Below are 12,335 nucleotides of genomic sequence, written 5' to 3' on the forward strand. Positions count from 1 at the left end.
CGTGGCGACCTCTTTATCGACACAGTAGCGGAGTTAAAGGAATAATATGAAAAAAATTGTCTTTACAGGTGGGGGGACGGTTGGACACGTTACCCTCAATCTTTTGTTAATGCCCAAGTTCATCGAAGATGGTTGGGAAGTCCACTATATCGGGGACAAGCGTGGTATTGAACACCAAGAAATCCTCAAGTCGGGTCTAGACGTCACCTTCCATTCCATTGCGACTGGAAAATTGCGTCGTTATTTCTCTTGGCAAAATATGCTGGACGTCTTTAAAGTTGGCTGGGGAATCGTCCAATCGCTCTTTATCATGTTGCGACTTCGTCCACAGGCTCTTTTTTCAAAGGGAGGCTTTGTCTCTGTGCCGCCAGTTATCGCTGCGCGTGTTTCAGGAGTGCCTGTCTTTATTCACGAATCTGATCTGTCTATGGGCTTGGCCAATAAAATCGCCTATAAATTTGCAACGAAGATGTATTCAACCTTTGAGCAAGCTTCAAGTTTGTCTAAGGTTGAGCATGTGGGAGCAGTGACCAAGGTTTCAGACCAAAAAAGTCCAGAACCAGATGAACTGGTGGATATCCAAACCCACTTTAATCCAAAATTGCCAACTGTATTGTTTGTAGGTGGTTCTGCAGGCGCTCGTGTCTTTAACCAATTGGTGACAGACCATAAGAAAGAACTGACAGAGCGCTACAATATTATCAACCTAACTGGAGATTCTAGCCTGAATGAGTTGAGCCAAAATCTTTTTCGTGTTGACTATGTGACCAATCTCTATCAACCCTTGATGGAATTGGCTGATATTGTTGTGACACGTGGTGGTGCCAATACGATTTTTGAGCTCTTGGCCATGGCAAAATTACATGTTATTGTGCCGCTTGGGCGTGAAGCTAGTCGTGGTGACCAGATTGAAAATGCAGCTTACTTTGTAAAAAAAGGCTATGCAGAAGAGCTTCAAGAAAGCGATTTGACCTTGGATAGTTTGGAAGAGAAGCTTTCTCACTTACTAAGTCACAAGGAAGATTACCAAGCTAAGATGAAGGCTTCAAAGGAATTGAAATCTCTAGCAGATTTTTATCAATTATTGAAAAAAGATTTATCATAAGGAAAGTAAATGTCAAAAGATAAGAAAAATGAGGGCAAAGAAATCCTCGAAGAATTGAAAGAGTTATCAGAATGGCAGAAACGAAACCAAGAATATCTAAAAAAGAAGGCTGAAGAAGAAGCAGCCCTAGCTGAGGAGAAGGAAAAGGAAAGACAAGCTCGAATGGCTTCGAAATCTGAAAAGTCAGATGAAACTGAAGACAAAGAGAGTGAGCTTGAACCAAAAGATTCAGAATCAGCTAAGGAAGATGCTAAAGAAAAAGTAGAATCCTCAGAGGGTGACAAAGAGGAAGAAGAGATAGAAGAATCAGGGTCTAAAGAGGGCGAGGAACAGGATAAAAAGCTTGCTAAAAAGGCTACAAAGGAAAAACCAGCCAAAGCAAAGATTCCTGGTTTCCATATCTTACGAGCCTTAACGATTTTATTTCCAAGTCTGCTTTTATTGATTGTCTCTGCCTACTTACTCAGTCCTTATGCGACCATGAAGGAGATTCGTGTTGAGGGAACGATGCACACTACGGCTGATGATATCCGACAGGCTTCAGGCATTCAGGATTCGGATTATACGATTAACCTTCTGCTAGACAAGGCAAAATATGAAAAGCAGATCAAGTCTAACTATTGGGTTGAATCAGCTCAGCTTGTCTATCAATTTCCAACCAAGTTTACTATCAAGGTTAAGGAATATGATATTGTAGCCTACTATATTTCTGGTGAAAACCATTATCCTATTCTTTCCAGTGGTCAGCTTGAGACCAGTGCTGTGAGTTTGGTCAGTCTACCAGAAACTTATTTATCAGTTCTCTTTAATGATAGTGAACAAATCAAGGCTTTTGTCTCAGAACTTGCTCAAATTAGCCCAGAACTCAAGGCTGCTATCCAAAAGGTGGAATTAGCCCCAAGCAAGGTGACTTCCGATTTAATTCGATTGACCATGAATGATTCGGACGAAGTCTTGGTTCCCCTGTCTGAAATGAGCAAGAAATTGCCTTATTACAGCAAGATTAAACCTCAATTGTCAGAACCAAGTGTGGTCGATATGGAAGCTGGAATTTACAGCTATACTGTAGCGGATAAATTAATTATGGAAGCTGAGGAAAAAGCCAAACAAGAGGCTAAGGAAGCCGAGAAAAAACAGAAAGAGGAAGAGAAGAAAAGGCTGGAAGAACAGCAGAATAAATTGGAAGAAGAGAAGAAAAAGCTGGAGGAAGAGAGCAACCGAAACCAAACAAGTCAGCGTTCATCGCGTCGCTAGGTTTACCTTTTCTCTTATAGTTCTTTAGTGACCGAAGACGATTTCCAGTTGACGCAAGCTTAAAAAAACGTTATAATAAGAAAGTTGAGAATTGATTTTCAATTGTCTTAGTCCAGAGAAATGGCGGTGCTGCGAGCCATCTAAGCTAGGAAGTCATGCTACTCAATCATACAATTGCATAAGAACAAGAGAATGACAAGTTCATTGAATGAAGGTGGTACCGCGGTTTTTCGCCCTTCGTGATATGAGCTTGTCTTTTGATTTTTGGAGGTGTTGATGAAAACATTTCTTGTCAAACAAAAGTTTCGTCTTGGAGGCGAACGCTTCGCTATCAAGGATGACAGGGGAGAAATTGCCTATCAGGTGGAGGGATCATTTTTTAAGATTCCCAAAACTTTTACCATCTATGATGCGGCTGGTGAACAAGTCAGTCAGATCAGTAAAGAAATCTTGACCTTGCTTCCTCGTTTTGAGATTCAGCTTCGGGATGGCTCGAGTTTTGTCATTCGCAAGAAGTTGACCTTCTGGCGAGATAAGTATGAGTTTGATAATCTAGGTCTTCGTATCGAGGGCAATATCTGGGATTTGAATTTCAAATTGCTGGATGATCGCGATCAGCTAATTGCGGAAATTAAGAAGGAACTCTTCCATCTGACCTCTACCTATACCGTAACGGTTCTTGAGGACGCTTATGCAGACCTAGTCATTTCCCTTTGTGTCGCGATTGACTATGTGGAGATGCTGGAAAGCCAATCACATTAAACAAGTAAATAAGGAGACAATATGAAACAACTATCTAGTGCACAAGTACGCCAAATGTGGCTTGATTTCTGGGCGACCAAAGGTCACTCTGTAGAACCATCAGTAAGTTTGGTTCCTGTAAATGACCCAACACTTTTGTGGATCAACTCTGGGGTAGCAACCCTTAAGAAATACTTTGATGGGACTATCATCCCTGAAAATCCACGTATTACCAATGCCCAAAAGGCTATCCGTACCAACGATATTGAAAACGTAGGGAAGACTGCACGTCACCATACCATGTTTGAAATGTTGGGGAACTTCTCTATCGGGGATTACTTCCGTGATGAAGCCATCACTTGGGCTTATGAGCTTTTGACAAGCCCTGAATGGTTTGACTTCCCTGCTGAAAAACTTTACATGACCTACTATCCAGATGATAAAGATTCTTACAACCGCTGGATTGAGGTAGGAGTGGACCCAAGTCACTTGATTCCAATCGAGGACAACTTCTGGGAAATCGGTGCAGGACCTTCTGGACCAGATACAGAAATCTTCTTTGACCGTGGAGAAGCCTTTGACCCAGAAAATATCGGTATTCGCCTGCTTGCAGAAGATATTGAAAACGACCGTTATATTGAAATCTGGAACATCGTTTTGTCACAATTTAACGCAGACCCTGCTGTTCCTCGTAGCGAATACAAGGAATTGCCACACAAGAACATTGATACGGGCGCTGGTTTGGAGCGTTTGGTAGCGGTTATCCAAGGGGCTAAGACCAACTTTGAAACGGACCTCTTCATGCCAATCATTCGTGAAGTGGAGAAATTGTCTGGTAAGGTTTATGACCAAGATGGCGACAACATGAGCTTTAAGGTCATCGCTGACCACATCCGTTCACTTTCATTTGCCATCGGTGATGGTGCCCTTCCAGGAAATGAAGGCCGTGGTTATGTCCTTCGTCGTCTCCTTCGTCGTGCTTCTATGCATGGTCAAAAATTGGGAATCAACGAGCCTTTCCTTTACAAACTGGTCCCAACCGTTGGAAAAATCATGGAAAGCTACTACCCAGAAGTTCTTGAAAAACGTGACTTTATCGAAAAAATCGTTAAGAGCGAAGAAGAATCATTTGCGCGTACCCTTCACTCAGGTCAACACTTTGCCCAAGGCATCGTAGCTGACTTGAAAGAAGAAGGTCAATCTGTCATTGCTGGTTCAGATGTTTTCAAACTCTATGACACTTATGGATTCCCAGTTGAATTGACTGAAGAAATCGCTGAAGAAGCTGGTATGACTGTAGACCGTGAAGGATTTGAAGCAGCCATGAAAGAACAGCAAGAACGTGCGCGTGCATCAGCTGTCAAGGGTGGCTCAATGGGTATGCAAAATGAAACCCTTCAAAACATCACTGTAGAAAGTGTCTTCAACTACAATGCTAGCCAATTGTCTTCTAAATTGGTGGCTATCGTGGCTGACAATGCAGAAGTAGAATCTGTGTCAGAAGGAACTGCCTCACTTATCTTTGCGGAAACGCCATTCTACGCTGAAATGGGTGGACAGGTAGCTGACCACGGACAAATCTTGGATGCGTCAGGTAAGGTCGTGGCTACTGTGACCAATGTTCAGAAAGCCCCAAATGGTCAAGCACTTCATACAGTTGAAGTCCTTGCACCGCTTGCCTTGAACCAAGAATATACCTTAGCAATTGATACAAATCGTCGTCACCGTGTCATGAAAAACCATACTGCGACTCACTTGCTTCACGCTGCCCTTCACAATATCCTTGGAAACCACGCAACACAAGCAGGATCTCTTAACGAAGTTGAATTCCTTCGCTTTGACTTTACCCACTTCCAAGCAGTGACTGCTGAAGAATTGCGTGCGATTGAGCAGCAAGTCAACGAAAAAATCTGGGAAGCTCTTGAAGTGAAGACAGTTGAAACGGATATTGACACTGCCAAAGAAATGGGAGCTATGGCCCTCTTTGGTGAGAAATATGGCAAGGAAGTCCGTGTTGTCACTATTGGTGACTACTCTATCGAGCTTTGTGGTGGTACCCACGTTGGCAACACTTCTGAGATTGGTCTCTTCAAGATTGTCAAAGAAGAAGGGATCGGATCAGGAACTCGCCGTATCTTGGCAGTGACTGGGAAGGAAGCCTTTGAAGCCTACCGTGAACAAGAAGACGCCCTTAAAGCTGTCGCAGCAACCTTGAAAGTACCACAAGTCAAGGAAGTACCTCACAAGGTAGAAGGACTTCAAGAACAACTTCGTCAACTCCAAAAAGAAAATGCTGAGCTGAAAGAAAAAGCCGCAGCTGCAGCCGCAGGCGATATCTTCAAGGATGTGAAGGAAGTCAATGGTCATCGTTATATCGCTAGCCAAGTGTCTGTAGCTGACGCTGGTGCCCTTCGTACTTTTGCGGATAACTGGAAACAAAAAGACTACTCTGATCTTCTTGTCCTAGTTGCTGCTATCGGTGATAAAGTCAATGTTCTTGTAGCAAGCAAGACAAAAGACCTTCATGCAGGAAACCTTGTCAAAGAATTGGCACCAATCATCGATGGACGTGGTGGTGGTAAACCAGACATGGCCATGGCAGGAGGAAGCAACCAAGCTAAGATCCAAGAATTGTTGGATGCAGTAGCAGGTAAATTGTAATCAAGTAAAGATCTATCCATTTGGGTAGGTCTTTTTGCGAATGCAAAAAAGCCAAATCCGCTTGGACTTGGCTTGATTATTATTGTCTGTTAGATTGTATTAGCTGCCCAGACACTTACGGATCTAGCTGAGACAGGGAATTGTCCATAACCTTCCTCATCAATTGTAACTTGACTTTGGTGGTTTTCAAGTAAATCTACAAAGGTTTGGTTAGCCCATTCTTGGCCGACAAACATTGACTTGCTGTTTTCTTGGTCATTTGAAATCAAGACTGCGATTGGGGATTGATTTTCAGCACCAGAGCGTACCCAACCGATACAGTTAGCATCATCAAAGTAGTCTGTTTGCTCTCCATAGGCCAAATCTTTTCGGATGGTTAGGAGGCGGTCAAGGACCTCTTTGAAATCTTCTTGAGCATATTGCCCTGAAATCCCATAGTAGTCACCGTAAAAGACACATGGAAGGCCATTTTGGCGTAACAGAATGAGGGCATAGGCCGCTGGTTTGAACCATTCTTCAACAGTAGACTCAAGAGCCTGACCTCGTTGGGTATCGTGGTTGTCGACAAAGGTTACAGCCTTGTCAGGTTTGAGTTCAACCAAGCTATCTGTAAAAATGCCACGAAGGTCATAGTTGGAACCTGCTCGGCTAGCATCAAAGAGATTCTGGTGGAGACGAACATCGACAAGGTCAAAGCGTTCTTCCGTTTTTTCAAGATAGTCCAGATTGGCTTCCTTGTCAGGATTCCAAAATTCACCAAAAACATAGAAATCCTCACCGTATTTTTCCTTCATATCACGGATGAAATTGCGCATAAAGAAAGAATCAATGTGCTTAACAGCATCCAAGCGGAAACCAGCTACACCAGTCGTTTCCATGAACCAGTCAGCCCAGTCATAGATATTTTTGATGACTTCAGGATGTTTAAAGTCTAGGTCAGCATACATGAGGTAGTCGTAGTTTCCGTTTTCATTATCAACCAATTCCTCGTTGGCCCAACCCTTGTTGTCTCCTTGAATCAGATAAATCCCAGACTTACGGCGTTTGGCATCGTAGTCTGTACCTGTGAAGTGGTACCAGTGCCAGTGGAAGTCATTGTAGGTATCTTGGCGACCATCGAAGGTAAAACTAGTCCAGCCATTGATGGTGAAGGGTTCTCCAAGTTCGACTGTACGGTCTACAGGGTCCACTTCGATGACCTGAAAGGCTTCCATGTGATCGGCCGCAGCCTTATGGTTGAGTACCACATCAGCCATAGGCTGGATTCCCTGTGCTTTTAGGGCTTGAATGGCTTGAAGATAGTCTTCTTTAAAACCATACTTAGTGCGGACAGTCCCTTTTTGGTTGAACTCTCCTAGGTCAAATAAGTCATAGACCCCATAGCCGACATCTTTTTCATTGGTAGCCTTGAAAGCTGGTGGCATCCAGACATGACTGATACCGAGATCAGCTAGGTGTGGAGCATCTTCAGCCAGACGCGTCCAGTGCTGACCGTCGTGGGGCAGATACCATTCAAAGTATTGCATGAGTGTTTGATTTTGCATGATGTTTCCTCTTACTTGTCAATCTTGCTCTTTATTCTATCATAAAGTATCTCTTGGCGCAAACGTTTGCGTAAGAATAGAAGGAAACTATTGTATCTACTTAAAATAAAGTGTTGATTTTTTTGTATCAAAGTGCTAGTATAATAGTATGTAATATAGATAAAGATAGGAGTCATCCCATGATTGAATTTCAAAATGTTAGTAAGTTGTATGGTGATAAAGAGGCCTTGAGCAATCTCAATTTGCAGATTGAAAATGGGGAGATTATGGGCTTGATTGGCCATAATGGTGCTGGAAAATCGACTACCATAAAATCCCTAGTCAGTATCATTTCACCCAGCAGTGGTCGTATTCTGGTAGACGGTCAGGAGTTATCGGAAAATCGCTTAGAGATCAAACGAAAGATTGGCTACGTAGCAGACTCGCCTGACTTATTTTTACGCTTAACGGCCAATGAATTTTGGGAATTGATTGCCTCATCCTATGATCTGACTAGCTCTGACTTGGAGGCTAGTCTAGCTAGGCTATTGAACGTTTTTGATTTTGCTGAAAATCGCTATCAGGTTATTGAAACCCTTTCTCACGGAATGCGTCAGAAAGTCTTTGTCATCGGGGCACTCTTGTCCGATCCCGATATTTGGGTCTTGGATGAACCCTTGACAGGTTTGGATCCCCAGGCTGCCTTTGATTTGAAGCAAATGATGAAGGAACATGCACAAAAAGGTAAGACGGTCTTGTTTTCAACTCATGTTCTAGAGGTAGCTGAGCAAGTCTGTAATCGGATTGCCATTTTGAAAAAGGGGCATTTGATCTATTGTGGTAGCGTAGAGGACTTGAGAAAAGACCACCCAGACCAGTCTTTAGAAAGTATCTACCTTAGCCTTGCTGGTAGAAAAGAGGAGGTTTCAGATGCGTCTCAAGGTCATTAAAAAATTAGTTGATATCAATATCCTCTATTCATCTCAAGAAGCTAATCTGGCTAACCTACGAAAGAAGCAAGCTAAAAATCCTGGAAAAAAAGTAAATGTTTCCGCTAGAGTCCTCAGTTCTTACATTTTTTCCAGTCTCTTGATGCTCATCATGTTTATAAATATAGCCTTTCGTTTTCCTTTTGAGGAAATGCCAAGTTTTTTTAGTAGCATGGTTGCTATTTTACTGGTGCTTGCCTTTTCAACTTCTTTCACTGCATTTTACAATGTCTTTTATGAGAGTAAGGACTTGGCATCGTATAGGCCCTATGCCTTTAAAGAATCAGAGATTATAATTGCTAAAGGACTGTCTGTTCTCTTGCCAGCTCTAGCTGGAATTGTACCAATCCTAGCTTATTTTCTAGTCCTCTATATTAGGCTAGCTCCTTCTCTTTGGCTGGGCTTGCCTTTGATGCTGCTGTCCTTGGTCTTATTATTTGTCTCTGTTACTTTAGTGATGGTAGTGGCAGTACATTTCTTGGCTCAGACTAGGGTCTTCAGAAAGTATCAGTCTATTTTTTCGAATGTGATGATTGGGATAGGGGTTCTCATACCTTTAATATTTGTCCTCTTTCTACAGTCGACTTTTGGAAGTATTGTTGACAAAGTTAGAGACATTCCATTTCTCCTTTATCCTCTTCATATCTTTTACAAAATAGCAGTAGAGCCTTTTTCGACAGAAGCCATAGTGGGTCTGTTAGCTTGGATAGCTTTAACTGCTTTCTTGCTTTACCTGACCAAAAAGAAGGTTCTTCCTCATTTTTATGACGTGATTCTGCTTAACAGTGAGGAGAAGGTCAAGAAAGAACGTCGCAATAAGGAGAGAATTTCAACTACTAATAAAAAGGGCTTTTTCCGTATGGTTTTACGCTACCACCTCACCCTCTTGGGACAGGGAACTGGCGTGATTACAGTGCTTTTTACAAGTGCTTTCCTTCCTTATCTCATGATGATCGGTCTGATTTCCAACATCCGAGATTCTCAGATAGTTCCAGACATTCATCCTCCATACTGGTTACCCTTGTTTTTTGTAGGAGTGTTTATAGCAGTTGTCAATAACAATATCACCAGCCTGCATTCAATTGCCTTGTCCTTGGAGAGAGAAAATGTTGATTTTCTTAAGAGTTTACCCTTTGACTTTGCTCGTTATGTGAAAGTGAAATTTTGGATTATATTTGCTGTCCAGTCCTTTTTACCAGTTCTGACTTTACTTGGCCTTTCCCTATATCTAGGCTTGCCCATCCTTTCGATGATTTACCTCCTTGTGGCATGGATCCTTGCCAGTGTCATCCTTTCTTGCCACCATTACCTTAAGGACGTGAAAAATCTGTCAACCAATTGGAGTAACATTACGGACCTGGTGAACCGTTCAAATCGTATAGTAGCAATTGTTTTGATTTTGGTTTATAGTGCAATCTTAATGGCCCTTGTAATAGGGAGCTTATTCTTGGTTCAGTCTCTCTCCCCTATCCTTGCCATTAGCTTGGGAGTAGGAGCTCTTATCCTCTTGTTTGCTCTTGCTATTTTTGGTTATCATAACTACCTATCACGCATATTGATAGAAATAGAAAAAAGATGAGCTAGTTGGTCGCTTGCTTGATAAATTCAATTCGACAAACGCTTTTATAGTTTGTTAGAATGTAGTTGTAAATGATTAAGATTGGTAATCAAAAATATATAGGGAGGAATGTTTTGAATAAGAAATATAACATAGTTCTATTTTTGTTGTTTATAGTTTATTTATTGGGATATTTTTCAATTTCAAAAACTTTCATTCCTATAATGTGTGTGATCCAAGTATTTTTGATAGAACATATATTTAAAGTTCGAAATAGGATTATGCAGATAGGTGAAATTATAATTATTGTTGCTTCTATAATATTATTTATTGATAGTATATTGAGTTTGTAACAAAAGGCTTCTCTATAGAATCAAATTTTCCAGATACCTGCTGAAGCTGATTTATCTTCTCTCTATGCCTTCTCATCTTTATTCTACTATCTACGTCACTAAACTTGACAGACATATATTACTGATACAGCCTTTTCAGCTACAATCTCAAAGTTAATACTCTTAGAAAATCTCTTCAAACCACGTCAGCTTTGCCTTGCCGTACTCAAGTACAGCCTGCGGCTAGCTTCCTAGTTTGCTCTTTGATTTTCATTGAGTATAACCTGTGGCTAGTTTCCAAGTTTGCTATTTGATTTTTGTTGAATTTTATTTGATAAGAGAAATGCTCCTCCAAGACGGAAGAGCATTTTTTATTGTGATTTTGATTCAGTTTCTGCAGACTCGGGATGGAGTTCTTGGTAACTTGGTGCCTTGAAAAGGTCAGTACTGGTTTTACCTTTTCGTTGGCTAAAGAGGCTAGTTGACTGACTTCCCTTTTCCTGCTCAATCTTTTGTAGAATTGGCAAGGAATTGAGGTAAGAAATACTTTCTGTATCAACTTTTCCAAGATGATCTGCTTGGTAGAAACGGATCAAATCGCCAGTTTGAATCTGGTCGCTGATTTTCAGCTGTTGACTGGCTGCCTGACGAATGCTTTCCAGTTCAGTCTGAGTTTGTTCATCAAGATTGCTGATTTCAAGACCACTTTCAGTATAGTAGGTTCGTCCGTCATAGCTGGTATATTTTGGTGTGACGAAGGAATTGGCAGTTCGAAAGGCAACGATTTCTTGATGGTCTGGTGATAGGAGGTCTTGTCCAACTTGAAGGAAGGAATTGGACTCAATACCAAGGAGATGTTCGAGAGTCGGTAAGATATCGATTTGTCCACCGTAGGTATTGATGATTTGCCCCTTTTCATAACCAGGCATGACCACCATAAAAGGCACTCGTTGCAACATGGCATTGTCGTAATTCGACCAGTTATCAGAAGTCTTTCCAATCAAGGGTGCCAGCTCAGGATTGCGGGAGTTGGAAATACCATAATGGTCTCCGTAAATGACGATGATGGATTTTTCATAGAGGCCACTTTCTTTGAGATAGTCAAAGAAGGCTTTGATGGCACTGTCCAGATAGTTGGCTGTTTGGAAGTAGCCATTGATCGTTTCATCTTTGGTCTTAGCCAGTGGGAAACCAAGCTCATCGCCAGTCAGATTGCTAGCATAGGGATAGTGATTGGACACCGTGATATACTTGGTATAAAAAGGCTGCTGCAGGTGCTCCAGATACTGAATAGAATCTTTCATCATGATTTTATCATTTAAACCATATTGGAAAGAATTGCTACTGTCTTGCTTGGTAAAATAGGAAGCATCAAAGAAGTATTGGTAGCCCCATTGTTTGTAGGTCGTATTTCGATTCCAGAAGGTCCCGATATTACCGTGAAAGACGGCACTCGATTGATAGCCGTTTTTTGATAGGATAAAAGGAGCTGCCTGCTGGGTATTGGTACCACCGTAGTTGACCATGAAAGAACCTTGGTCAAGGCCGAACAAACCAGTCTCCAGCATGGTTTCCGCATCTGAGGTCTTACCAGCCTTGACTTGGTTAAAGATATTCGAAAAGGCTAGTGTAGATTGCGAATGGTAGAGGGAATTAAGGAAGGGAGTGACTTCATGCTCAGTTCCATCTAGGTTGAGTTTATAGTCAAGCAGGAACTGTTGGAAACTCTCCAAGTGGAGATAAATCACATTTTTTCCTTTGGCCAAGCCAAAATAGTCTGGATTGGGTTTAACAGAATGTTCTTGAATATAATCTGTAATAGGTTGCAGGTCGGTCTCAGAGGCCTTAGCCCGTTCTTTGTTGGCGCTATAGGATTGGTTGGCACTATAGCCTAAAAAGGCTGGTAAACTGAGGGCGCGGACAACATAATAATTCGAAAATCCTCGTGATAGGAGATCGGGACGCTCAATTTCAGCCAAGAAAAGATTAGCAGAAAAGAGCAGGGCTGAGAGAGCAGTGATAGCAATACTGGAGCGAAATTTGAAAGGTCTCCTATCCAAATGGATGAATTTTTTATAGAAAAGGAAAGCCAGCAGTGGGAAATCCATAAAATAGATGAAATCCCAAGGACGCAGTAACTCTAGTTCTGCAGTGCCGACAGACACCTTGCTG

General features: G+C 41.8%; 9 protein-coding genes. 7 read left to right on the plus strand and 2 right to left on the minus strand.

All coding sequences use genetic code 11. The features are described from left to right. Positions 1-46 precede the first annotated feature (46 nt). From SMIDD26_RS02470 to alaS, 4 genes are all read left to right on the plus strand, one after another. Positions 47-1,105 (plus strand): UDP-N-acetylglucosamine--N-acetylmuramyl-(pentapeptide) pyrophosphoryl-undecaprenol N-acetylglucosamine transferase, encoded by a 1,059-nt coding sequence (locus SMIDD26_RS02470; protein ID WP_061438801.1) that lies wholly within the window; start codon positions 47-49, stop codon positions 1,103-1,105. Positions 1,106-1,114: 9 nt separating this feature from the next. Further along, positions 1,115-2,359 carry a cell division protein FtsQ/DivIB gene (locus SMIDD26_RS02475; RefSeq protein ID WP_061438802.1) on the plus strand — a complete coding sequence of 415 codons (1,245 nt, stop codon included), beginning with the start codon at positions 1,115-1,117 and terminating at the stop codon, positions 2,357-2,359. Between the two features lie 276 nt (positions 2,360-2,635). Beyond that, positions 2,636-3,121, plus strand: coding sequence for an LURP-one-related/scramblase family protein (locus tag SMIDD26_RS02480; protein ID WP_000847060.1), 486 nt, complete (start codon positions 2,636-2,638; stop codon positions 3,119-3,121). Between the two features lie 21 nt (positions 3,122-3,142). After that, positions 3,143-5,761, plus strand: coding sequence for an alanine--tRNA ligase (gene alaS / locus SMIDD26_RS02485; protein WP_061438803.1), 2,619 nt, complete (start codon positions 3,143-3,145; stop codon positions 5,759-5,761). Between the two features lie 89 nt (positions 5,762-5,850). Here alaS and SMIDD26_RS02490 read toward each other — a convergent pair whose 3' ends face one another. Continuing rightward, a complete protein-coding gene (locus tag SMIDD26_RS02490) occupies positions 5,851-7,305 on the minus strand; it encodes an alpha-amylase (RefSeq protein WP_061438804.1) in 1,455 nt (484 codons plus the stop codon). A 179-nt stretch (positions 7,306-7,484) separates the two neighbouring features. Between SMIDD26_RS02490 and SMIDD26_RS02495 the strand changes: the two genes are divergently transcribed. The 3 genes from SMIDD26_RS02495 to SMIDD26_RS13565 all read left to right on the plus strand — a co-directional run bounded on the left by SMIDD26_RS02495 (position 7,485) and on the right by SMIDD26_RS13565 (position 10,184). Then, complete coding sequence (locus tag SMIDD26_RS02495) at positions 7,485-8,234, plus strand: ABC transporter ATP-binding protein (protein ID WP_061438805.1); 750 nt, start codon at positions 7,485-7,487, stop codon at positions 8,232-8,234. Next, positions 8,215-9,852, plus strand: coding sequence for a hypothetical protein (locus SMIDD26_RS02500; protein ID WP_061438806.1), 1,638 nt, complete (start codon positions 8,215-8,217; stop codon positions 9,850-9,852). Before SMIDD26_RS02495 ends, SMIDD26_RS02500 begins: the two co-directional genes overlap by 20 nt. 71 nt (positions 9,853-9,923) lie before the next feature. Beyond that, a complete protein-coding gene (locus tag SMIDD26_RS13565; protein ID WP_061438807.1) occupies positions 9,924-10,184 on the plus strand; it encodes a hypothetical protein in 261 nt (86 codons plus the stop codon). A gap of 350 nt (positions 10,185-10,534) precedes the next feature. Here SMIDD26_RS13565 and SMIDD26_RS02510 read toward each other — a convergent pair. Next, on the minus strand, positions 10,535-12,335 hold a 1,801-nt coding region (locus tag SMIDD26_RS02510), incomplete at its 5' end, for an LTA synthase family protein (RefSeq protein WP_061438808.1).

This window comes from Streptococcus mitis, assembly GCF_001579035.1.
Classification (GTDB): domain Bacteria; phylum Bacillota; class Bacilli; order Lactobacillales; family Streptococcaceae; genus Streptococcus; species Streptococcus mitis_J.